The 21,974-nt window shown below is 47.6% G+C and carries 21 protein-coding genes and 1 pseudogene; 17 read left to right on the top strand and 5 right to left on the bottom strand.

Annotated elements, in window-relative coordinates:
- Positions 1-12: 12 nt before the first annotated feature.
- The 7 genes from ftsH (at position 13) to HAL07_RS02760 (ending at position 8,529) form a co-directional block, all read left to right on the top strand.
- Positions 13-1,926, top strand: coding sequence for an ATP-dependent zinc metalloprotease FtsH (gene ftsH / locus HAL07_RS02730; protein ID WP_053941153.1), 1,914 nt, complete (start codon positions 13-15; stop codon positions 1,924-1,926).
- Positions 1,926-2,624, top strand: coding sequence for a CDP-diacylglycerol--serine O-phosphatidyltransferase (gene pssA, locus HAL07_RS02735; protein WP_053944993.1), 699 nt, complete (start codon positions 1,926-1,928; stop codon positions 2,622-2,624). The genes ftsH and pssA overlap by 1 nt, the downstream gene beginning before the upstream one ends.
- A complete protein-coding gene (locus tag HAL07_RS02740) occupies positions 2,621-4,801 on the top strand; it encodes a heavy metal translocating P-type ATPase (RefSeq protein WP_053944994.1) in 2,181 nt (726 codons plus the stop codon). The genes pssA and HAL07_RS02740 overlap by 4 nt, the downstream gene beginning before the upstream one ends.
- The gene (copP, locus tag HAL07_RS02745) at positions 4,785-4,985 is read left to right on the top strand and encodes a copper-binding metallochaperone CopP (protein ID WP_053944995.1); all 201 of its coding nucleotides are present in this window, start codon (positions 4,785-4,787) and stop codon (positions 4,983-4,985) included. Before HAL07_RS02740 ends, copP begins: the two co-directional genes overlap by 17 nt.
- The gene (locus HAL07_RS02750) at positions 4,982-6,622 is read left to right on the top strand and encodes an ABC transporter ATP-binding protein (RefSeq protein ID WP_053944996.1); all 1,641 of its coding nucleotides are present in this window, start codon (positions 4,982-4,984) and stop codon (positions 6,620-6,622) included. The genes copP and HAL07_RS02750 overlap by 4 nt, the downstream gene beginning before the upstream one ends.
- 148 nt (positions 6,623-6,770) lie before the next feature.
- On the top strand, positions 6,771-8,036 hold the full coding sequence (locus tag HAL07_RS08150) for a glycosyltransferase family 4 protein (RefSeq protein ID WP_238374469.1): 1,266 nt from the start codon (positions 6,771-6,773) through the stop codon (positions 8,034-8,036).
- 70 nt (positions 8,037-8,106) lie between these two features.
- Positions 8,107-8,529: a hypothetical protein gene (locus tag HAL07_RS02760; RefSeq protein WP_053944997.1), complete on the top strand. Its 423-nt coding sequence runs from the start codon at positions 8,107-8,109 to the stop codon at positions 8,527-8,529.
- A gap of 27 nt (positions 8,530-8,556) precedes the next feature.
- Here the strand turns inward: HAL07_RS02760 and HAL07_RS02765 are convergent, their stop codons facing one another.
- Positions 8,557-9,606 carry an NAD(P)-dependent alcohol dehydrogenase gene (locus HAL07_RS02765; protein WP_053941147.1) on the bottom strand — a complete coding sequence of 350 codons (1,050 nt, stop codon included), beginning with the start codon at positions 9,604-9,606 and terminating at the stop codon, positions 8,557-8,559.
- A 132-nt stretch (positions 9,607-9,738) separates the two neighbouring features.
- Here HAL07_RS02765 and rpsP point away from each other — a divergent pair, with 132 nt between their 5' ends.
- From rpsP to rplS, 5 genes are all read left to right on the top strand, one after another.
- Positions 9,739-9,966: a 30S ribosomal protein S16 gene (gene rpsP / locus HAL07_RS02770; protein ID WP_053945057.1), complete on the top strand. Its 228-nt coding sequence runs from the start codon at positions 9,739-9,741 to the stop codon at positions 9,964-9,966.
- A gap of 105 nt (positions 9,967-10,071) precedes the next feature.
- Entirely contained in the window at positions 10,072-10,353 is a 282-nt protein-coding gene (locus tag HAL07_RS02775; RefSeq protein ID WP_082355810.1) for a KH domain-containing protein, read from the top strand.
- Entirely contained in the window at positions 10,298-10,861 is a 564-nt protein-coding gene (gene rimM, locus HAL07_RS02780) for a ribosome maturation factor RimM (protein ID WP_238374470.1), read from the top strand. Before HAL07_RS02775 ends, rimM begins: the two co-directional genes overlap by 56 nt.
- The gene (trmD, locus tag HAL07_RS02785; RefSeq protein WP_053945000.1) at positions 10,861-11,595 is read left to right on the top strand and encodes a tRNA (guanosine(37)-N1)-methyltransferase TrmD; all 735 of its coding nucleotides are present in this window, start codon (positions 10,861-10,863) and stop codon (positions 11,593-11,595) included. Before rimM ends, trmD begins: the two co-directional genes overlap by 1 nt.
- Positions 11,592-11,972 carry a 50S ribosomal protein L19 gene (rplS, locus tag HAL07_RS02790; RefSeq protein WP_053941822.1) on the top strand — a complete coding sequence of 127 codons (381 nt, stop codon included), beginning with the start codon at positions 11,592-11,594 and terminating at the stop codon, positions 11,970-11,972. The genes trmD and rplS overlap by 4 nt, the downstream gene beginning before the upstream one ends.
- 351 nt (positions 11,973-12,323) lie before the next feature.
- Here the strand turns inward: rplS and HAL07_RS08385 are convergent.
- The 4 genes and pseudogenes from HAL07_RS08385 to mraY all read right to left on the bottom strand — a co-directional run.
- Positions 12,324-12,728, bottom strand: a pseudogene (locus HAL07_RS08385) (methyl-accepting chemotaxis protein); the annotation flags it as partial.
- A gap of 1,675 nt (positions 12,729-14,403) precedes the next feature.
- Positions 14,404-16,278 carry a mechanosensitive ion channel family protein gene (locus HAL07_RS02800; RefSeq protein WP_082355784.1) on the bottom strand — a complete coding sequence of 625 codons (1,875 nt, stop codon included), beginning with the start codon at positions 16,276-16,278 and terminating at the stop codon, positions 14,404-14,406.
- Positions 16,279-16,280: 2 nt separating this feature from the next.
- Positions 16,281-17,531: a UDP-N-acetylmuramoyl-L-alanine--D-glutamate ligase gene (gene murD / locus HAL07_RS02805; RefSeq protein WP_053945002.1), complete on the bottom strand. Its 1,251-nt coding sequence runs from the start codon at positions 17,529-17,531 to the stop codon at positions 16,281-16,283.
- 62 nt (positions 17,532-17,593) lie between these two features.
- Positions 17,594-18,655: a phospho-N-acetylmuramoyl-pentapeptide-transferase gene (mraY, locus tag HAL07_RS02810; RefSeq protein WP_053945003.1), complete on the bottom strand. Its 1,062-nt coding sequence runs from the start codon at positions 18,653-18,655 to the stop codon at positions 17,594-17,596.
- Between the two features lie 114 nt (positions 18,656-18,769).
- Between mraY and HAL07_RS02815 the strand changes: the two genes are divergently transcribed.
- The 5 genes from HAL07_RS02815 to HAL07_RS02835 are packed head-to-tail and all read left to right on the top strand — an operon-like array spanning position 18,770 to position 21,968.
- Complete coding sequence (locus tag HAL07_RS02815; protein WP_238374471.1) at positions 18,770-19,447, top strand: META domain-containing protein; 678 nt, start codon at positions 18,770-18,772, stop codon at positions 19,445-19,447.
- Positions 19,447-19,992, top strand: coding sequence for a YigZ family protein (locus tag HAL07_RS02820; protein ID WP_053941826.1), 546 nt, complete (start codon positions 19,447-19,449; stop codon positions 19,990-19,992). Before HAL07_RS02815 ends, HAL07_RS02820 begins: the two co-directional genes overlap by 1 nt.
- A gap of 1 nt (position 19,993) precedes the next feature.
- The gene (hemJ, locus tag HAL07_RS02825; protein WP_053941827.1) at positions 19,994-20,434 is read left to right on the top strand and encodes a protoporphyrinogen oxidase HemJ; all 441 of its coding nucleotides are present in this window, start codon (positions 19,994-19,996) and stop codon (positions 20,432-20,434) included.
- On the top strand, positions 20,434-21,195 hold the full coding sequence (gene ubiE / locus HAL07_RS02830; protein WP_199767007.1) for a bifunctional demethylmenaquinone methyltransferase/2-methoxy-6-polyprenyl-1,4-benzoquinol methylase UbiE: 762 nt from the start codon (positions 20,434-20,436) through the stop codon (positions 21,193-21,195). The genes hemJ and ubiE overlap by 1 nt, the downstream gene beginning before the upstream one ends.
- Positions 21,195-21,968: a carbon-nitrogen hydrolase family protein gene (locus HAL07_RS02835; protein ID WP_053945005.1), complete on the top strand. Its 774-nt coding sequence runs from the start codon at positions 21,195-21,197 to the stop codon at positions 21,966-21,968. Before ubiE ends, HAL07_RS02835 begins: the two co-directional genes overlap by 1 nt.
- Positions 21,969-21,974 lie beyond the last annotated feature (6 nt).

Here is a 21,974-nt window from a genome sequence, read left to right on the forward strand (position 1 = left end):
GTAAGGAATTCTATGGAAAACAACAAAGGACCGGGCGATCCAAGCCCCAAAAAGCCCATTTTGCAAAATCCCTTGGTCTTGATCGTGGTGTTTATCATCGTGGCGATCGTGGCGATGCGGGTGATGAACAGCGATGATGGCTTTGGGGAACGCTTTTTATCCACAAGCACCAAGAACATTAGCTACCACGAGATGAAAGAGCTCATTGAGAAAAAGGAAGTGGATAGTGTCAGCATCGGGCAGACTTTGATTAAAGCCACGAGCAAAGAGGGCGGAACCAAGACGATTTATGTGGCTAAGAGGGTGCCCGATCTCTCTTTAGTCCCGCTTTTGGATGCGCAAAAAATCAACTACTCTGGTTTTAGCGAGTCTAATTTTTTCACCGAGATTTTAGGCTGGCTCTTGCCCGTGTTGGTGATCTTGGGACTGTGGATGTTCATGGCAAGCCGCATGCAAAAGAACATGGGCGGGGGGATTTTTGGCATGGGCAGCTCTAAAAAGCTCATCAACGCTGAAAAGCCCAAAGTGCGCTTCAACGACATGGCAGGCAATGAAGAGGCCAAAGAAGAGGTGGTCGAGATCGTGGATTTTTTAAAATACCCCGATCGCTACGCCTCTTTGGGGGCGAAAATCCCTAAGGGCGTGCTCTTAGTGGGCCCTCCTGGCACGGGCAAGACTTTACTAGCTAAGGCTGTAGCAGGGGAGGCAAGTGTGCCTTTCTTTTCAATGGGGGGCAGTAGCTTCATTGAAATGTTTGTGGGGCTGGGGGCAAGCCGGGTGCGTGATCTCTTTGACATCGCTAAAAAAGAAGCCCCGAGCATCATTTTTATCGATGAGATCGATGCGATCGGCAAGAGCCGGGCAGCTGGTGGGATGATTAGCGGCAATGATGAAAGGGAGCAAACCTTAAATCAGCTTTTAGCCGAGATGGATGGCTTTGGTTCAGAAAATGCGCCCGTGATCGTGCTTGCCGCCACAAACCGCCCCGAGATTTTAGACCCCGCCCTTTTGCGCCCCGGGCGCTTTGACCGCCAAGTGTTGGTGGATAAACCCGACTTCAATGGCAGGGTGGAGATTTTAAAGGTGCATATCAAGCCCGTGAAACTCGCTAACGATGTGGATTTGCAAGAAATCGCCAAGCTCACCGCTGGGCTGGCCGGGGCGGATTTGGCAAATATCATTAATGAAGCCGCGTTGTTGGCAGGACGCAATAACCAAAAAGAAGTCAAGCAACAGCATTTAAAAGAAGCGGTAGAAAGAGGCATTGCAGGCTTAGAGAAAAAAAGTCGGCGCATTTCGCCCAAAGAGAAAAAGATTGTCGCCTACCACGAGAGCGGACACGCCGTGATCTCCGAGATGACAAAGGGTTCAGCGCGGGTGAATAAAGTATCCATTATCCCAAGGGGCATGGCAGCTTTAGGCTACACGCTAAACACCCCAGAGGAGAATAAATATTTAATGCAAAAACACGAGCTGATCGCCGAGATCGATGTGCTTTTAGGCGGGCGCGCGGCTGAGGATGTGTTTTTACAAGAGATTTCTACGGGGGCAAGCAACGATTTAGAAAGAGCGACCGACATCATCAAGGGCATGGTGAGTTACTATGGCATGAGCGATGTGAGCGGGTTGATGGTGCTAGAAAAACAGCGCAATTCCTTTTTAGGGGGGGGCTTTGGTAGCCCCAGAGAGTTTAGCGAGAAAACCGCCGAGCAAATGGATCACTTCATTAAAACCTTGCTGGAGGAGCGCTACACGCATGTCAAGCAGACCTTAAGCGACTATAAAGAGGCGATTGAGGTGATGGTGGGCGAGTTGTTTGATAAAGAGGTCATCACGGGCGAGCGGGTGCGTGAGATCATCAGCGATTACGAGACAAGCCACAATTTAAAGAGCCGTTTAGTCCCCCTAGAAGAGCACGCAAGCTAGTGAAACCGCTTTATCTCTTCCCCAATCTTTTCACGGCCAGTAGCATTTTTTTGGGCGTGATGGCGATGCTTCACGCTTCGCATGGGGAGTTTATCGTGGCCTGCTGGATGGTGGTGGGCAGTTTAGTTTTAGATGGGCTAGATGGGCGCATTGCTAGGCTTACCAACACCACGAGCAAGTTTGGCCTAGAGTTTGACTCGCTGGCCGATGCCGTGGCTTTTGGGGTGGCCCCTAGTTTGATTGCCTACTTTTATGTGGGGCATTTTTATGGGCGCTGGGGCATGGCAGCTTGTGCCTTGTTTGTGATTTTTGGGGCGATCCGCCTAGCCCGTTTCAATGTTACGACCCAAACCACAGACCCCTATTCTTTCATTGGTATCCCCATTCCTAGCGCGGCGGTGCTGGTGGTGCTGGGGGTGCTGATAGACACCAAATACGGCATTTTGCGGGCGGGTTGGGGCAAATTCTTTTTAGCCTACACCGTGTTTTTAGGGGTGTTGATGGTGAGCAATATCCGCTACCCGAACTTTAAAAAAGTGCAGTGGAATTTAAAACTTTTTGTCTTGTTGCTCTTGCTCTTGCTCTTGCTCTTTGTGCGCCCCTTAGAGGTACTAGGCGCTTTTATGTTTGGTTATCTCTTTTATGGGCTGGCGCGTTGGGTGTTTTTAATGGCTAGGATTGTCTTTAAGCACAAATGACAAAGGCACAGTTTTACATTGAGGGCATGACTTGCAGCGCGTGCTCTAGTGGGATCGAGCGCTCTTTGGGGCGCAAGGCGTACGTCAAAGAAGTGGGGGTGGATTTACTCAGTAAAAAAGCCTTTGTGGTCTATGATGAAAGCCAAGCAAGTTTAGAGGACATTTTTAAGCAAATTTCCAAACTGGGCTACACCGCCCAAAAAAAGCCGCTCAAGGACTTGCTAGAGCCGTCCTTTTTAACCCCCAATCTAAAACTGCTTTTCACCATGTTTAGCGCGCTTGGGGTGCTGTGTCTATCCATGTTTGCCCCGCTTTTGCCCTTGCCTGCTTTGTTAAAGAACCCCTTTAACAATGGTTTAGTGCAACTGGTCTTAACTTTGATCGCCATGCACATGGGGCGCAATTTCTACATCCACGGCTTTAAGGCACTGTTTGCGCGCCAGCCCAATATGGATAGCTTGATCGCGCTTGGAACGAGCGCGGCCTTTGTGTATAGCCTAGTGCTGCTCTTGCGCGCCTACAACCACGCCCTGATAGAGGGCTACTATTTTGAGAGTGTGTGCGTGATTTTGCTCTTTGTGATGGGGGGTAAGCGGGTCGAAGAATCTTCTAAAGACAAAGCCCTAAGGGCGATGCAAGAGCTGATGCAAGAGCACAACAGCTCAGCCCTTAAGGTGGAAAACGGGCAAGATGTAGAGGTGGCGATTGAGAGCCTACGACAGGGCGACATTTTACGAGTCTTGCCAGGAGCTTATGTCCCCGTAGATGGCGTGCTTGTTGAGGGGGCGAGCGAGATAGACGAGTCGATGCTTAGTGGGGAGAGCATGCCCGTGCTCAAAAAAGAGGGCTCTCAGGTGTTTGCGGGCACACTCAACACCAACACCCCCTTTTTAATGCAAGCCACCCACAACAAGGCGCAAAGCACTTTGGCTAAGATTTTAGATTTAATCGCCAAAGCGCAGGGCTCTAAAGCCCCCATTGCAAGGCTGGCCGATAAAGTTGCTGGGGTCTTTGTCCCCACTGTGATCGCCATTGCAAGTTTGGCGTTCATTGTGTGGGTGTTTAAGGGGGGCTTTAAAGAGGCTTTGGAGGTGTTTATCGCCGTGTTGGTGATCTCTTGCCCCTGTGCGCTAGGGCTAGCCACCCCTATGGCGCTCTTGGTGGCGCAAAAAGAGGCGGGCTTATTGGGGCTCTTTTTTAAAGACGCAAAGAGTTTAGAGCGTGCCAAAGACATTAGCCATGTGCTCTTAGACAAGACGGGCACCATCACGCTAGGCAAGCCTGTGGTTAAAGAGGTGCGCCCCGCTGATGGTGTGGAGGTTTTAGACTTGCTTAGTCTATGTGCCAGTTTGGAGGCGCAGAGCGAACATGTCATTGCTAAGGGCATTTTAGAATATGCCAAAGAACAGGGGGCAAGCTTATTAGAGGCGCAAGAAGTGAGGGCGACCCCGGGGCTTGGCTTAAGCGGCACAATTGCTGGGCAACTTTACCAAGCGGGCAGTTTAGAGTTTTTTAAAGACACAAGCGATTTAGGCGACTTTGAGGGGATCGGAGTGTTTTTTGGCACGCCTGCTAAAATCTTGGGGCTGATTGTGTTAGAGGATCGTTTAAAAGAGGGGGCTAAAGAGGCCATCGCAGACATGCATGCCTATGGGTTAAAAACCTTGCTTTTAAGTGGGGATAGAGAGCCAAGCGTGGCAAAAATGGCGGGCGCGCTAAATTTAGATTACAAAGCTGAGGCAAAACCCCAAGACAAGCTAGCCACCCTTGAAGACTTGCAAAAAAGCGGGGCGGTGGTGATGATGGTGGGCGACGGGCTAAATGATGCCCCCGCTTTGGCTAAAAGCGATGTGGGGGTGGTGATGGGGCTAGGCAGCGGGGCGAGTTTGGAGGTGGCAGATATTTTAAGCCTAAATAACCATCCAAGCGCAGCTTTGCAGGCGATCAAGTTAAGCAAGATCACCATTAGAAACATTAAACAAAATTTGTTTTGGGCTTTTTGTTATAATGCGCTGGCAATCCCTCTAGCCTGTGGTGTGGCAGCCCCCTTTATGCTAAATCCTATGCTAGCTAGCCTAGCGATGAGTCTTAGCAGCTTAAGCGTGGTGTTTAACGCCCAAAGGCTTAGGGGCGCACATAAAAAAATCAAAAAGGAAAACGATGCAAGAAGTGCTTAAAGTGAGTGGGATGACCTGCGATCATTGTGTGGATAAAATTGAAAAGTTTATCGGGGAGTTAGAGGGCATCGAACATATTGAAGTGAATTTAGATAAACAAGAAGTGACGGTAACTTTCAACGCCCCCGCCACCAAAGCGCAAATTGAGGAGGCAATCTTAGACGCGGGCTACACCCTCGCGTGAAGCTCTTTTTTAGGCGTTTTGCCCCCTTTTTAAAGGGGCATATAGGCTCGTTTGTGTGGATCGTTTTGGCCTCTCTCATCGTGGCTCTTAGCACGGCGTGGGGGACTTATTTAGTCAAGCCCACTTTAGATGGCATTTTCATTAACAAAGACACACAAATGCTAAGTGTTTTGCCTTTTTTAGTGATTGTGGCCTACTTAGGCAAGAGTGGAGGGGTCTATATCCAAACTTATTTTACCAATTACATAGGCTTAGACATCATTAAAAACCTACGCCATAAAATGCTAGAAACCATGCTCTGTATGGAGATTGGCTTTTTTGAGCGCACTAAAAAAGGCGAATTGATCTCTAGAATCACGAACGACATTGCTTTGGTGCGGGCGAGTTTGTCAAACTACCTAGCCGAGAGCGTGCGCGAGTTTTTAAGCGTGGTGGGTTTAATTTGCGTGGTGATTTACCAAAGCCCCGAACTTTCCATGATAGGGTTGGTGATCATGCCCTTAGCGGCCATCCCCTTAAGCAAAATCATTAAAAAAGTCAAAAAACTTTCCAAAGAAAACCAAGAAACCAACGCCTGCATGACTGCGAGGTTGTCTGAGATTTTTCACAGCGTGGAGGTCATTAAAACTTCTAATGGGGAAGACCTAGAATTACAGGCCTTTCAAAAAGAAAACCAAACCTGTTTTAACTTGAGCCTAAAGAGCATTAAATACGCTGAAATCTCCAGCCCCTTAATGGAGTTTTTAGGCTCGATTGCCATTGCTTTAATCATTTATTTGGGCGGGCTGGAGGTGATTAAAGGGCACATCAGCGTGGGGGCGTTTTTCTCTTTCATCACCGCCCTTTTTATGCTCTACACCCCCTTAAAACGGCTCGTGCGCATCGCCTCAAACTTTCAAGAGGCACTGGTGGCGGGCGAGCGCATTTATGAGATTTTAGAGCGCAAACCCGCTATTTGTGATGGCGCAAACACCCTAGAGGGCCCCATCACCAACATCACTTTTACTCATGTTGATTTGGCTTATAGAGACAACAGCGCCCCAGCGTTGCAGGGCATTAACTTAAACCTACACTCTAACCAAATTGTTGCCCTTCAGGGCAAGAGCGGAAGCGGTAAAAGCTCGCTTGTCAATCTCATCCTGCGTCTACACAAGCCCACGAGCGGACAAATCACCATCAACAACATCCCTCTACAAGATTTGCAACAAAAGAGCCTAAGGGCACAAATCGGCATTGTGACACAAAAGGTCTTTATCTTTAGTGGCTCAGTGGCGGAGAATGTCGCCTATGGTTTAGACATTGACGAGGATAGGGTCATAAAATGCCTAGAGCAGGCGCAGGCGTGGGAGTTTGTGGCGCATTTGGGCGGGTTAAACGCCCTTTTGGAGGAATTTGGGGCAAATTTGAGCGGGGGGCAAAGGCAACGAATTGCCATTGCACGGGCTTTGTATAAAGAGGCGAGCGTGCTGATTTTTGATGAGGCCACCTCCGCCCTAGATCGCGACACAGAGGAAAACATCAAACAAACCATTTACAGCCTTAAAGAAAATCGCCTCATCATCATGATTTCGCACAACCCCGCTAGCCTGCAAATGGCGACTCACATTTACAACCTAGAGGGAGGAAGATTGGTTTAGCCGCCTGCGCTCTCAAATGAAACGCGCTAAATCAAGCAAAAACGCCTGACACACGGGCAATAAGCAAAAAGACTTGATCTAAAACCCCCTAAGCGTTCATGTGTTAGAATGGGCCTTTTGTGGTTAGATTGAATAAGTGAGGAATTTTGTGGTTGTTTTATTTTGCACGGAGCAGTATTACCCTTTACAGACTGGTACGGCGGTGGCGGATTATAATTTGACCCGTGCTTTGAGCCAAGCGGGGCACCAAGTCTTTGTGCTGACAAGCGGTAGTTTTGCCCACCAAAAGCTGACAAGAGAGGGCGCAAAACAGACGATACAAAGCGGCACTATGCAAAGAGAAGCCATACAAATCGCCCCCAATTTGTCCGTGATCGCCTTTAACATTTACGCGGGAGTGGGGGGCTGGCAAGGGGAGTTGCAGGCTTATAAAGACTTTGTGCAAAACTTCGCGTGTGATCTCCTCATCAATGTGACGTTACTCACTTGGAACAGCAATTTAATCATCTCCCTTTTGCCTAGCCTCAAAGCCCATAAAAAGGTTTTGATCAACCACGGCGAGCAGGCCTTTATGAGTTGTTGCTTTGGCTTTAAACGCTTTGTTAAAGACAGCGTGAAGTTTCTTTTAACCACGCTTAAACTCTACCCCAAGGGGATTTATCCGTGGTGGTTTAAAGAACAAGTGAAAAGACACATTAAACATTATGATAGGGTGTTTTTCTTACACAACAAGAGTCATGGCTATGCTTACTTAAAGCCCTTTTGCTCGAGTGTGGGGATTTTGCCTAATGGGGTCTTTGCTAAGGACATTTGCCCGCCTAAGAGCCTTGAGGTGAGCTTAATGGACCAAAACGCCAAAGCGCAACCAGACCCTAAATTGTCCGCTTTGCTCGACACGCCTTATGTCCTCAACGTGTCAAATTACTACCCCGAAAAAGGACAAGACTTTGTTTTGAGGGCCTACTATTTAAGCCAAGCACGCCTGCCTTTAATTTTCATTGGGGCTTTAGACAAAGACCACACCTTAAGCAGACTCAAAGCGTCAAAGGCGCAATTGGATGCAGACTTTGGCTTTAAGGAGGTGTTTTTTTACTACGCTTTGGCTAGAGATGAAGTGTTGGAGGCCTCTAAAAGAGCCACTTTATTTTTACACGCCAGCCACGCTCCCTATGAAGCCTTTCCTATGGTGATTTTAGAGTGCCTGCAATTTGCTACGCCCTTTGTCTGCACCCCCATAGGCAATGTCAAGGAATTGTGCCCCGATCTCATCGCGCACACCCCCCAAGAGATGGCAGAGAAAATAAACACTTTGCTTAACGACCCCGCTCACTACGCTAAAGTTTCTACTGGTTTGCACGAAAAAGTGCAAGCTTTTTGCTACGATCAATTGGTGAAGTTGTTAGAGGAGGTTTGATCGCCCGCATCGGTAGCAACTATTATTGATGTTGTGCTAGACTTCTAAGATCAATGTTTTAAGGAAGATTATGCCAAGTTCAAGTCTTTATGTCAAAAATCGTATCCGAGGTAAAATTTCTTTGCACGAAAGGGGGCAGGGGCGTTGGCGGGTGCATTTTGAGGCCGAGGATGTCGTGGTACAAGCCAAATGCAGCCGCTTAGAAGTGGAGAATTGCCAAATCGATGATGAGATCACCATTATTTTGAAAGTTTTAGAGGTTTTGATTCCCAGTTTCACACAGCGCATCACTTTAGACCCCATGGCCTTCACGGGGAGGATTTTAACCATGAAGCGCGACCCCAAAGAGGAACAAATGGTGCGCGTGGAGGTGGCGGTGAGCGATTGTAGCGTGGATTTTGTGCTCGATCAGGGGCACATCGACCTATACCGCTTCAATGATGGCAAAGAGCTGGTGCTCTTTTGCAAACCCGAGCATGTAACGATCTACTGATCTCCAGCCCCAAAGGGCTTGAAAAGCTTAAAACGACTTTTTCATGTCGATGACATAGCGGAATTGGGCGTTAGAGTGGGTGAGGTCGTGATAAACCCGATCGATGTCTTGACCCGTAACAAGCTCGATTTCAGGATAAATGTTGTGCAAAATGGAAAAGTCTAGCATTTCTTGGGTTTCTTTAATCCCTCCGATCAAAGAGCCATAGACTTTTTTATGCCCGTGCCAGATGAGAGCAGAGGCACTTAAAGAGGGGGGGTTGTCTCTTGGGGGCAAGCCCACAATGGCAAGCTCGCCTCCATAGGCGAGCACATTTAAGTAATCTGCCATGTTGTAGGGCGTGGGGATGGTTGAGAGGATTAAATCTAAATTTGCCCCCTTAGCATCCTTCACATCGCTATAATAGTGCTTTGCGCCCATTTTTAACGCCATTTCCTTTTTGGCCTCAGAGCGCCCAATCACACTCACCTCTGCGCCCATCGCTAAGGCGTATTTTAAGCCCATGTGCCCCAAGCCACCAAAGCCTGCAATCCCCACCTTAGTGCCGGCTTTGACTTTGGAAAATTTTAAAGGCGAGTAGGTGGTGATGCCCGCACAAAAGAGGGGGGCGATCTTGTCTAGGGGCGCATCGTGGGGGATGCGGATGATGTAGTCCTCATCCACGACAATGCAATTAGAATAGCCCCCCATATGTGGCTCGCCATTGTGGAAGTGATCGGGGCAATCGTAGGTGTACACCGCTTTTTTACAAAATTGTTCGTAGTGATCGTGGCAGGGGGCGCATTCTTTACAAGAATTGACAAAGCAACCCACGCCCACTTTATCCCCCACTCTGAATTTGCGCGCGTGCGCGCCCACTTCTTTAACCACACCTGCGATCTCGTGTCCGGGGATCATGGGGTAAATGCCATCGTGCCATTCGCTGTAAGCAGAATGTACATCGCTGTGGCAAATCCCACAATAATGAATGTCGATCAAAACATCTTTTTCGCCTAAAGCGTGGCGGGTGAAATCATGGGGTTGGAACTTGCCCTCTTTGGAGTGAATCGCAAAACCTTTAGCCTCAATGCGTTGCATAAAAATCCTTTGTGTTGGAATGAGGGCACATTCTAGCACAATAAAAGGCAATGGGCGCATTTGCTTAAACAAAGTTTGCTTTTAGAAAAAAGCACTATAATAGAAAATTTGCAACAAACGAAAAGGAACGCCATGACAATTGTACGACTTACCCGCAGTGGGCGCAAGAAAAAGCCCTTTTACCGCATTGTGGTGACAGACTCGCGCAAACGCCGCGATGGGGGTTGGATCGAGTCCATCGGGTATTACAACCCTTTAAGCAACCCTAAGGTGGTACAAATCGATCACGAGAGATTGAGCTACTGGAAAAGTGTGGGGGCTAAAATGAGCGAGAGAGTGGAAAAGCTCTCTAAACAATAAGCCCAAAATCTTTTTAAGGGGGTGGTCGCCATGCAAGAGCCAAACCCACAAGAGGGCCCATTGCAAGAGAGCCACAAGGGAGAGGGTGTTACGGGAGAAAACTCTATGGGAGAAAACCCTATGGGTTTTCCCATAGAAAACTTTGTCGTCGAGTATTGTAAAAAGATCGTGTCTTATCCGCAGGTGTTGCGGGTGCAAGTGCGCCTCATTGAGCCGGGAATTAAAGAAGTTTGCATTTGCGCTAACCCGCTGGATATGGGGCGAGTGATTGGCAAAGACGGCAAAATGGTGAGCGCGATCAAGGCCTTCATCTCTGGAGTCAAGGCCAAAGATGGCTTTGGTTATAAAATCGTGGTCGTGGCTTCTGAAAACCCCTATGTCCTCTGATCTCTTAGTGGTCGGGCTGTTGGGACGGGCTGTGGGCTTAAAGGGTGGCCTCAAGCTCAACTTGCAAAGCAATTGTTTAGAGTGCCTAACTCAAGGTGCGAGCGTGCAAGTTTATAGCTCCCTCAAACCCGCCCAAACTTACACCATCCGCGCTTATGTTTCTAAAACCTCTTGGCTTTTTTTAGAGGGTGTGGCCACGAAAGAACAGGCTTTAGAGCTTACAGGTTGCACTCTAGCGATGAGCGAGGCAGAAACCTTAAAACATTGCCGCCTCAAAGAGGGGGAATTTTTGGTCTCTCAGCTCATTGGGCTAGAAGTTGTGGATAGTGGGGAGGTTTTGGGCGTGATCTTAGGCGTGGAAACTTTGGCGGGCATGGATTATTTGCGGGTACAAGCCCCCGCTAAAGTTTTTTTAATCCCCTACATCCCCCGTTATGTCCTTAGCACGGATTTAAACAATAAGCGCATTGAAACCAAGGACGCTTTGGGGCTTTTAGAGGAAAGCTAGTGCGCTTTAGTGTCCTTAGCCTTTTCCCTAACCTATTGTCCTTTTACTTTGAGGACTCCATTTTAAAAAGGGCCTTAGTGCAAGGCATTTTTAGCCTTGATTTAGTGGATATGCGCCCCTTTTCACCCCATAAATTTAAAAGAGCGGACTTCCCCTTAGTGGGTGGGGGGGCGGGGCAAATTTTAGACCCCTACATGGTCGAAAGCGCCCTAGAGAGCCTAGAAAGCGGGCATGTCATTTTTTTAAGCCCTGTGGGCAAACCCTACACCCAACAAGATGCCAAGAGGCTTGCCACCTACCGACATCTGATCTTGGTCTGTGGGCGTTACGATGGCTTTGATGAGCGCTTGATCGAAGCGCACGCCGATGAGGTCTTTAGTGTAGGCGATTTCGTGCTTACAGGCGGGGAGTTGCCCGCCCTATGTGTGTGCGATAGCGTGGCGCGGCTTTTAAAGGGGACTTTAGGCAACGCCCACTCGCTCGAGAATGAAAGTTTTAGCCAAAATCTCTTAGAAGCCCCGAATTTTGCCAACACCTATGACCTAGCAAAAAAACCCAGTTGTACGCAACTGCCCGTAATTTCAGAGTATTCAAAGGGAAACCATGCTAGAATAGGCGCGATTATGCACGATTTATCTATCCAGAGGACTAAATATTTTCGTCCCCCTTTTTATTGTTTAGATAGGTCTTTGCAAAATTTCTGCCAAAACAACAAGAAAGGTCCATCCAAATGAAAAACCGCTATTTGCAGTCTTTTGAAGACACTCAAATCAAGGCACAACCTCCCCGCTTTAAAGCTGGCGACACTCTGCGCTTAGGGATTCGCATCCAAGAAGGCGATAAAATGCGTACCCAAAACTTTGAGGGTGTTTGCATTAGTCTGCGGGGCAGTGGGGTTGGCAAGACCTTTTGTGTCCGCAAAGTGGGCGCAAATGGCGTGGGTGTGGAGCGGATTTTTCCTCTTTATTCGGCAAGCTTGGCGAGCATTGAGGTTTTAAGAGTGGGGCGTGTGCGCCGCGCCAAACTCTACTACTTGCGCCACAGAAAAGGCAAGGCCGCCCGCATCAAAGAAGTGCGTAAATTAGAAAAGGGTAAAGAAGTGGGGGTATAGCCCCCACTTCGGGGGTTAGCCCCACCTTTGGGCATAGCCCATCTTTGGTATAGTCTCACCTCTGCGTGTAGTCTCACTTGTAAGCATAGTCTCACCTCCGAGTCTCGTTTCACTTGTGGGTGTAAGCCTCGTTTTTGAGGTTTAGCCTTTCACTTTTTGGTTAGCGCCTCTATGCTCTCTTTATCTTTTTTAAATTGGCTCCTTAAAAATTTAAACATAACCCACCAAGAAGACACACCCGCATTTAGCCTAAAATCTATTTTAACCCCCCCTATGGGTGTTTAGTTAGGACCTAAAAGGTTTTAGAGTGCGCCTTAAAAGCCCTAAAACCCCCTAAGGGGTTAGTGCTTTTTAAAACTTCTTCTTGCTCGTGTCCTCTAAAATGTCGCTAGCGATGTGTTCGATCTCTTGGCTGATGTTTAAGCAATTTTTGGCAATGTCTAAGTTGTGCGTCAAGCTCGCATCAAATTCCCCCATCGCTTTGTTGATGTCTAGCACCGCAGAGGCTTGGGCTTTAATGGCAGTCGAGTTGTCGGCAATGCTTTGGAGCAATACATTGATGTTGCTTTCAATCTCGCTCAAAGACTTTTGCGTGCGCTCGGCTAATTTTCTCACTTCATCGGCCACGACCGCAAAGCCTCGCCCGTGCTCGCCCGCTCGGGCGGCTTCAATGGCGGCGTTTAGGGCCAATAAGTTTGTTTGATCGGCGATGTCTCTGATGATCTCCACAATGCTCTTAATGTCTTGGCTTTGGGCGATCATCTCATCGCTCTTGGCGCTCACATCGGTGATGTTTTGCGTGATGCCCTCAATGTTTTGTGTGGCTTGTTTGATCTCAGTCGATTGCTTGGTCGAGCTAGAGGAGAGCTTTTCCATGCTCTCTTTTAAATCTGAAGCCTTGGTGTTGAGCTGGTTAGCAAAAGCCAAAGAGGTGTTTAACATGTCGATGATCTCAGAACCTAGCTGGTTGATAGAAACTTCAATCTCCCCGCTTGCACCTTTAATTTGGGGCGTGAAGTCTAAGTTTTGGTAGGCATGCACCACCGATAAAATTTTATTCAAATCCGCGCCCACTTTTTTCTCTAGGGTATCGACCATCGAGTGTGTCACCTTGATGAGCTCTAAGAGTTTAGGCGTGTTAGCCTTGTTTTGCGCTTCTTTGGCGACAATGATGCCTTGTTGGACATCTAGGGCTAATTGTGTGGTCTCCACAACGGCGGCATTGTCGTCGCGGAAAACTTGTTGTATCTTCGTGATGTTGGCATTGATGGAGTTAAGCATCCAGCCTATTTCATCTCTTTGGCTAGAATGGTAGATTTCCAACTGGACATTTTCTTCGTGATTAAGTAGTCTAAAAAAGCTGTTGAGCGTGGCGACCACTTTATGCACACGTGCCACGATTTGCTTTTTGATGTAAAGATTCATCACAACGATGGCAATCAGCAAGGCGATGAGGCCGATGACAGCAATTATAAATTGCACATGGTGCACACGGCTATAGACCTGCTTTTTTTCGATGGCCGAGCCCACCACCCAATTGTGATTCATAAGTTCGCCATAGGGTTTAAAGGCATACAAGGATAAAATGATGTCCTCTTTCAACACATCGGAGTAAAAGGAGGTGATGAGTTTATCTCCCGGGCGTGCATTTCTTCTAAAATCCACGATAGATTGCGCCTCTTTGGCTTGCATGATTTTTCTGAAAGGCTGGCCTTGTAAGCTGTGGTCGCGGTTAATGGCAAAAATGCGATCGCCAGAGCCCAATAAAAATCCATTTTCTCCATTATCTCTAGGGAAATAGTGCTCTTGGATGTAATCAAAACTCACAAAGAGGCCGACAACGGCTCTTAAATGATGCAGATCATCAAAAATGGGGGCAGCTAGGGTGAAACCAAAGTATCTAGTTCCACCGGGTAAAGTCGCAAAGTTACTGCTACTGCGACCCATGCTTTGTGTGCGAATCACTTGAGAGACAATGGTGGGGTTAAAAACATCGATGACTCCATTACGCACGATCAAGCTTTGATCGGATTGCTGGGCCACTTCATAACTAGAAGAGGGTTGATTGTTTTTAAGCAACACCAAAAACGCGCCCCGCACAAACTGGTTGTGCGCGCACAATTTGCGGATATTGTCTATGATTCCTTTTCCATCTGAGTTTTTAAGAAAATCGTAACCATCCCCTGAAAAATAGTCGGCGTAGTTCCTTAAAGTTTCTTTAACATTTTGCAATTCTAAAGAAATTTTTGTGGCTTGGCTTATGGCCCGGACACCCACCGTGTCGTTTGCATTTTTCACCAACACACTGCTCATCTCATTGATGTAGTATGCACTCAAGACTAAAAACGACAAAACTAAAATCGTAGAAATGGCCAAAGCTGTTTTGGCACCCAGTTTTAACTTGCGAAAAAACCCCATAGGACCTCCATCTTTAATCTTTGTGTGGCATGCTTTCGATATAAACACTTTGAGAGGGGAAAGCAAAACTTAAGCCGCAACTTTCCACCACTTCCATGATTTTTAATATGACATCTTCTTTAATGGCGAGCCACTCCCCCCACACCACGCTTTTAGAGAAGCAATAAATAAAAATGTTGATCGAGCTGTCTCCAAAGCTGTCTAAATAGACAAAGAGATTCGACTTATACCCCATTAAATCGTTGAAAGACACGATGTGTTGGCGGTCCATGATGTAGTCGTGGTGTTCATGATCTGAGATGCCGTCTAAATCGCTGTCTTTGGCAATGTAGGGGTGTTGCTCGAGCATTTGGCGGATACCAGCCACGCATTTTTGTAGGGATTCTCTGGGCGAGTCGTAAGTTACACCTATGATCATTTTAATGCGCCGCCCCATTTTGCGCCGATTCCAGTTGCGAATCGACTTGCCCGCCAGCTCAGAGTTGGGTACAAAGAAAAGGGCGTTGTCAAACCCTCTAATTGTGGTGCGTCTAAGCCCCATTTCCACAACCGTACCCTCTACATCGCCACACACAATCCAATCACCCTGGTTAAAAGAATTGTCTAAAAGCAAAATCACAGAAGCAAAGAAATTTGCCAAGACATCTTTAACGGCCAGCGCCACCGCCAAACCTCCGATGCCAAGAGAGGCAATGATGGTCGAGATGTTAAAACCTATCTGTTTAAGCACCCCTAAAATGGTGAGGACAAAAATAAAGAAGTAGGCGATCTTTAAAATCAGGTTGATGACTTCTTTGCGAAAGCCATTTTTCTTAGAAGCTAAAGTGGCCAAGATCGCTGCTCCATAGGCTTTAAACAGCGCAATCACCAGCCACGCCACGAGCGAAATGTAAATCACGCCCAAATACATGTCAAATTTAGCGGGGGCGGGGTGGGGGTAGTAAAGAATGTCTATGGAGATGTCGAAGCTGTAAATGAACAAGAAGGTCGAAATGGGGGCTAGAATGCTGTCGCGGATTTTTGCTTGGATGTTGATGTTGGCACTTTTACGGCTAAAGCGCACGCAATAATCAAGAGCCTTGACAAAGAGCGCTGTAACAACTTGACGCAAAGCGAGCAAAAACACCAAGAGCCCTAAAGAGAGCAAGATTTTGGCGTTTTGTAAGCCATTCGTGTTAGGGAAAATGTGGTTAATGGCCCCGGCAATGCGCTCTAAAACCCATTGCATGTTGATGTTAAAAACAATGTTTCTCGCCAAAACTTCCTTGGGATTCTTTTGGATATAGCGCAGCACATCGGTGTAGGTCTTTAATCTGATTTGGTATTGATCTAGGGCGGTCTGCAACTCGTGTTGTTTGACTTCATCTAGGTGCTTGGGGATGGTGTAGGTCTTGGCCGCGAAATCTTCTAATTTGACCAAGTAAGATGTGCTGATGCCTTTCACATCTTTTTCTTGACTAAAAAGGTCTGTGGAGGTGCGCATTTTTTCCAAAAAGCCGTACATCTGCATCTCGACTTCTAAATTTTTGAGCTTAAAGGTGTTGGCTAGGTAGGTGTAAATGTCGTTGTTCTTGCTGCTCTTGATCAAGGCCTTTTGCAAGACTCCTTGTTCTCTTTGGTTTTGATCGATGTCTATGCCTATCTTTTCTTGAGGGTTTAAAAGTTTTAGAGCGAAAGTGTGCATGAGTTCGTTTTTTTGGTCGCTATATAGAGAAACTTCGGTGTGCTTGTCTGGGTCTTTTTGGTAGCGGATGATGGCTTGGTTTAATTGGTTGATCTGCTTAAGCAACAAGTGCAAATCAATTAAATCTAAGTCCCCTCCCTCGTGGGTTTCAGCCCGCCCCAAACCCATAAAAATCACAAGAAAAAGTAAAACGATAAAACGCATTGTTATCCTAATACACATTGTTTAAAAGCCATTCCTCTGTGTTTATAAGAGGCAAATTGATCCAAGCTAGCCGCGCTGGGCGAGAGCATGCCAATGTCGCCCTGCCGTAAATTTTTTCTGATTTCTTGTACGGCGATGTCGATTTTACGGCACAAGTGGGCGGGGATATTGCGCTCTTGTGCCATTTGCATGATCGCAGGCGCGCTCACTCCGATCACATACACTTCAGCCTGCAATTTAGAGAGCGTCCCAAACAAAGGCTCTAAATCCACGCCCTTTGTGTCGCCTCCCAAGATCAAATGGATGTAGTTGTCTTGGAAGCACTCTAGGGCCTTTAAGGTTGCATCCACATTGGTGGCCTTGCTATCATCCACCCAAGTGTAGCCCTCTTTGTCTGTAAAAATTTCAATGCGGTGCGGCTGAATGACATAGCTATTGAGCAAGTCATAATCGGCCACGCCGGCGTGTAACTTGGCCGCGCTCAAAGCCAAGAGCGCATCGAGCAAAAAGGGCTCTTTAAAGCGCAATTTAGAAATGTCTAGCCCCATTTTTTGCGCCAAGTTTTGAGAGTTTTTATAAAAGAGCAGTTGCGCCTTTGTGCCCTGCACGATGGGGTGATCTTTTAGGGATTCGTGTATAAAGGCGTGGGTGTGTGCGCCCATTAAACTTAGAGGCTTTAACTTGGCCGCGACGTAGTTTTCATAGTTGCCATGCCAACTTAAATGGTCCTCAGCTAGGGGCAGTAAGATATAAGTTTGCGGGCTTAGGTGGTTGGTGTAGTGCAAAGTAAAGGAGCTGGTTTCAAGTACCCAAGTGTAGGGGGGATCTTTTTTTTGGCTTTGGGTGTAGAGTTGGATCAAAGGCGTGCCAATGTTGCCCCCCACTTGGGCGTTTTTAAACAAGAGCCCTAGCATTTCTGTGGTCGTGGTCTTGCCATTGGTCCCGCTGATAAAAATCGTGGTGGGTAGGGGGTCTTTTCTATTGCTCTGCCAAAGCCGCTGGATGTAGTCGTATTCGCTGCAAAGGTGCTTGCTGGCCACCACTAGGGGGTGGTTAAAGGGAATACCCGGGCTTACAATCTCCAAACTAGAGGTGTAGGGGTTAAACATCTTAGAGGGCAACCATTTCTGCTGGTTAGTGTCTAAAGAGGGGGTCAGCACATGGTCGTCATAAACGCAGTAAGGGACATTCTTGCTGTGTAAATAGGTGGCAAAAGCCCGATTAGTTTGGCCGTATCCAAGTAAAGAGATCATCCAACACCTTCAAGTCAAATATTTTTGTTTAGGATAACACACTAGGCTAACTCCAAGCAAATTTAGCGCACTTTTAAACTAAGCAACGCCACAATATTACTCAAAAGCGCAATGATCCAAAAACGCAGGATGATTTTATTCTCCGGCCAGCCCTTGGATTCAAAATGGTGGTGCAAGGGAGCCATGCGGAAAATGCGCTTTTTACGGGTCTTGTAGCTTGTGATTTGCAAGATCACCGAGCCAGCCTCTAGCACAAACACAGACCCCATTAAGATCAAAAGAATTTCGTTGTTTGTGATGATCGCCATGTAAGCGATGAAACCCCCGATTGCTAAACTCCCACTATCGCCCATGAACACCTCAGCCGGAAAAGAGTTAAACCACAAAAAGCCCAAGAGCGCGCCCACTAAAGCCATGGCCACCACCATGACCTCTCCGCTGTGGCTCACCTTTGGGTAGAGCAAATATTTACTAAACTCGGCATTGCCCACGACATAGATGAACACGCTAAGGCCCACAATCACGCAAATGCTAGGCACAGTCGCCAAGCCATCCAAGCCATCGGTTAAATTCACGGCGTTAGAGGTGGAGAGGAAAACCAACATCCAAAAGCCCACGAGCAAAAAAGCATGCCCTTCAAAGGAAAAAATGGGGTTCTTTAAAAAGGGGAAGTAAAGGCTTTTGACCTCCACAAGCCCTGCAAGGGCTAGAGTGATGAGAAAAGAGAGCAGGGCGAGCATGCCAAATTTGTAGCGAGAAGTTACGCCGGCATTGCTTTTGCGGCTGATTTTTGTGTAGTCATCTTGCATCCCAATGAGCCCAAAGCCCACGAGCGTCACCAAGCCCAACAGCACAAAGAGATTGTCTAGCCGAGCGGTTAAGAGTGAAGCGGCTAAAGTGGTGGCGATGAAAACCACCCCGCCCATTGTGGGGGTGTTTTGTTTGTTTTGGTGAGGGATATAAACAGAGATGGGCTGGTTTGCTTTCTTTGCTTTAGCCCACGCGATGAATTTAGGCATCGCAAAAACGCAACCAAAGAAACCTAAGAAAAACGCCAAACCTGAGCGGAAAGTCAAATACTGAAAAAGGTTGATGTGCAAGAGCGGATAAAGATAGTAGAGCATCGCCAAACTTTAGGGTAAATTAGGGCAAAATTATAGCATAAAGGCACTTTTACACCAAGTTAAAGGAAATCAAGCTAGAATTGGAGCCTTATAGTCGTTTCAAGGAGTTTTAGCGTGCGGTTTGTGAGGGGCTTTAAAGCGCATTTTTTGTTGTCTATGGCGGGGCTTGCCGTGTTGCTCACGGGCTGCGTGCTGGTGCGTTTTTTTAATAAAAACTTCAACCACAGCCAATACCAAATTGTGCGGGTGGTCTTAGATGGGCAGACTTTTGATTTTAAAGACTTGATCGCAGAAGCCCAGCAGCCCCAGTCTCCAACCCCAGCCCCAAACCCCAGCCCTAGCCTTAAAAATCCACCTAAAGATAAACTCGAGCTCTTGCAAGAGGAGCTAGAGCAACGCATTAAAAACCTAGACACCAAAGACCTGCCCCCCGATGCTTCCATGATTAAAACCGACATGAAACACCTAGAAAGCGACATCCAGCGCAACAAATCCCTAAAGCCCCCCGTTTTGATTAAAAGCCCGATGGGGCACATTGAATTTGACCAAAGACAGCTGAGGGCTTATGGCATGATTTACTGTAATAAGTACTTTTTTAGCTATACCTTTAGAGACGATGACCACGTCGTTTTAGACGATAAGGGCATTGCGCGAAAAGTTTGTGGAAACGAGAAGCTCATGGCATTTGAATTGGCGTTTTACAACCATTTAACGGGCGTTTTCAACATCACGCGGGGCAAGAACTCGCTTTTATTTGAAAGCCCTAAAATGAAAATCTACATGCAACACTGATGCAGACTTTATTAAACACTCCCACTTCTAAGCACCAAATCAAGGGCTCGGTATTTTTAGGCTTTTTAGTGCCCGTGTGCGATTTTGCCACCACTTTAAAGCAACTGCAAAAAGAGCACTTCAAAGCCCGCCACATTGTCTATGCCTACCGCCGTCTAGAGGACAACACGATTAAGGAGGCGTTGCATGAGGATAGAGAGCCAAGAAACAGCACCAAGCCCTTATTAGACATGTTGCGTAGAGAGGATTTGATCGATGTGGCTGTTTTTGTGGTGCGCTACTTTGGGGGGGTGCTTTTGGGCGTGGGCGGGCTGATGAAAGCCTATGGGCTGGCTTTGCAGCTTTGCCTAGAGCAGGCTAAATTAGAGCCCTTTGTTGTGCCCATGCAAGTTTGCGAGTGGGTGGGCTTGGGCGCGCTGGAGGCTTTAAAGGCGCGGGGGTTAAAGTATGGCGTGCAAGTGGTGGTGAAAGAATGCCAAAGCACGGGGGCGTGGGTGGATTTAATCGGCGCGCCCCATCTTTTAGAAAAAGCATTAGGACATTGACATGCAAACTCTGTATTTGTGGCTTAAAATCGTACATATCGTGGCTGTCATCTCGTGGATGGCGGCTTTGCTTTATTTACCCCGCTTGTTTGTTTATCATAGAGAAAACCACGACAAGCCCGATTTTGTGGCGGTGGTGCGGGTGCAAGAGGGGCGCTTGTTTAACGCCATTGCCATGCCCGCTATGGTTTTAAGCGTCCTTAGTGGCCTTGGTTTGTTTTATGTCTCAGGCGGGCTAGAGTTGTTTCACTATGGCTGGGTGCATTTAAAACTGCTCTTCGTGCTTTTGCTCTTGCATTTTCATTTTATGTGCCGTAAGTGGATGCGCGCGCTCAAAAATGAGGGGACCTATAAAAGCTCGCGCTTTTTTAGGGTGATGAATGAAGTCCCCACAGTGTGCATGGCCGTGATTGTCTTTGCCGTGGTGGGGAAATTCTTTTAATGGCAAAGCACGCAGACAAGCAACAGCAAATCATTGGCATGTTCGACTCCATTGCCAAGACCTACGACACCGCAAATAAGGTCGTCAGCTTCAAGCAAGATCATAAATGGCGCAAAGAGAGCGTGCAAGAAGCCCTGCGCCATGTCTATGCCTTTAGGGGGGATTTACAGGGGTTAAATGTCGCCGACATTGCTTGCGGGACGGCAGATATGCTCTTGTGTATCCTAGAAAACATTGCGCAGTTTAGGGGGAGTGTAGCGGAAGTGTGCGGGATCGACCCTTCTACTGAAATGCTGCGTCTAGCCGAGCAAAAGATCGCCACAAATCCCATCAGCCAAAACGCCCGCATCCGCCTAGATTGCTTGGAAGCCAAAAATTTACGCACCCTAGCCGATCACAGCATAGACTTGCTCTCCATCGCCTATGGTTTGCGTAATGTTGTGGAGCGCCTACAGGCACTCGAAGAGTTTAGCCGTGTGTTGAAAAAAGGGGGGGTGTTGTTGGTGTTGGATTTCATGCGCCAAGACAAGCGGGGGATTTTAGGCCATTTAGCGCACCTCTACACTTCTAAGATTTTGCCCTTTGTGGGGATGCTCATCAGCCGCAACTACAAAGCCTATGCCTATTTGCCCGATTCCATTGAAAAGTTTATCAGTGCAGACGAGCTAGAAGAGGAGATCAACAGCGTGGGGCTAGAGGTCGTGGGCAAGAGCCACTACATGTATAAGAGCGTGTCGGGCATTTTTGCGGTGAAACTCTAATGCACTTATTCTTGTTGCAAATGGCAGGGTTTGATTGGGAGTTTATCCAAAAGAGCGTGCGCCAAATGCCCCCTAGCGCTGTGGTGGTTTTGCCCGAGTATGTGCTCACCCCCTTTTTCTTAGAGCTTTTAAACCTCACCCCTGAGAAAATCGACAGCTACAGCCAAGCCCGCTTAGAGCAACTGCAAACCTTGAGCCTCAAACACCAAATCACCATCAGCGCGCCCCTTGTTTTGCTCAAAGAGCAAAAGCTCTTTAAACAAATCGCTCTAATCAGCCCACAGGACACGCAATTTTACCACCAGCAAAGGTTGGTGCATTTTGAGCACTGGGCAGAGGCGCAATTTTTTGCAAATCCACAGCCTGCGAGCTTTAAAATCCCCCCGACTCTAGACATTGAGGGGATTAAAATTGCCCCGCTCTTTGGCTATGAAATGCACTTTGATGGGCTGTGGATGGCTTTGCAAGAGGCGGGGGTTGAGGTGGTTTTAATGAGCACAGCCAGCACCTTTGAGTCGTTTGAGCGTTGGCGTTGCATCTTAAGGGCGCGGGCATTTTGTAATTCTATGTTGGTGGCGCGGGCCAATCGCATTGGCATGGTGCGGGAGAATCAAAATGTCCCTTGGCGTTTTTACGGCGATAGCCTCATCGCCCTACCTAATGGCAACATTGCCAGCAGTTTAGAGGGGGATTTGGGGGTTTTGCACTTAGAAGTGCAAAAGGCGTATTTGCAGGCGTGGGCCAAGGAGTGGGGCTTTCGCTCCCAAAATTAAGGAGAA

It is taken from the genome of Helicobacter ailurogastricus, assembly GCF_001282945.1.
Lineage (GTDB): Bacteria > Campylobacterota > Campylobacteria > Campylobacterales > Helicobacteraceae > Helicobacter > Helicobacter ailurogastricus.

What these genes read in the sequence shown, in the direction of transcription:
- murD (WP_053945002.1), bottom strand. Translation starts at nt 17,531, where the DNA reads ATGATCTCTTTACTTGGATACGGCCAAACTAATCGGGCTTTTGCCACC.
- copP (WP_053944995.1), top strand. Translation starts at nt 4,785, where the DNA reads ATGCAAGAAGTGCTTAAAGTGAGTGGGATGACCTGCGATCATTGTGTG.
- HAL07_RS02760 (WP_053944997.1), top strand. Translation starts at nt 8,107, where the DNA reads ATGCCAAGTTCAAGTCTTTATGTCAAAAATCGTATCCGAGGTAAAATT.
- HAL07_RS02740 (WP_053944994.1), top strand. Translation starts at nt 2,621, where the DNA reads ATGACAAAGGCACAGTTTTACATTGAGGGCATGACTTGCAGCGCGTGC.
- HAL07_RS02765 (WP_053941147.1), bottom strand. Translation starts at nt 9,606, where the DNA reads ATGCAACGCATTGAGGCTAAAGGTTTTGCGATTCACTCCAAAGAGGGC.
- rpsP (WP_053945057.1), top strand. Translation starts at nt 9,739, where the DNA reads ATGACAATTGTACGACTTACCCGCAGTGGGCGCAAGAAAAAGCCCTTT.
- HAL07_RS02800 (WP_082355784.1), bottom strand. Translation starts at nt 16,278, where the DNA reads ATGCGTTTTATCGTTTTACTTTTTCTTGTGATTTTTATGGGTTTGGGG.
- HAL07_RS02820 (WP_053941826.1), top strand. Translation starts at nt 19,447, where the DNA reads ATGCAGACTTTATTAAACACTCCCACTTCTAAGCACCAAATCAAGGGC.
- rplS (WP_053941822.1), top strand. Translation starts at nt 11,592, where the DNA reads ATGAAAAACCGCTATTTGCAGTCTTTTGAAGACACTCAAATCAAGGCA.
- ftsH (WP_053941153.1), top strand. Translation starts at nt 13, where the DNA reads ATGGAAAACAACAAAGGACCGGGCGATCCAAGCCCCAAAAAGCCCATT.
- hemJ (WP_053941827.1), top strand. Translation starts at nt 19,994, where the DNA reads ATGCAAACTCTGTATTTGTGGCTTAAAATCGTACATATCGTGGCTGTC.
- ubiE (WP_199767007.1), top strand. Translation starts at nt 20,434, where the DNA reads ATGGCAAAGCACGCAGACAAGCAACAGCAAATCATTGGCATGTTCGAC.
- HAL07_RS02775 (WP_082355810.1), top strand. Translation starts at nt 10,072, where the DNA reads ATGGGAGAAAACCCTATGGGTTTTCCCATAGAAAACTTTGTCGTCGAG.
- mraY (WP_053945003.1), bottom strand. Translation starts at nt 18,655, where the DNA reads ATGCTCTACTATCTTTATCCGCTCTTGCACATCAACCTTTTTCAGTAT.
- rimM (WP_238374470.1), top strand. Translation starts at nt 10,298, where the DNA reads ATGGCTTTGGTTATAAAATCGTGGTCGTGGCTTCTGAAAACCCCTATG.
- HAL07_RS02835 (WP_053945005.1), top strand. Translation starts at nt 21,195, where the DNA reads ATGCACTTATTCTTGTTGCAAATGGCAGGGTTTGATTGGGAGTTTATC.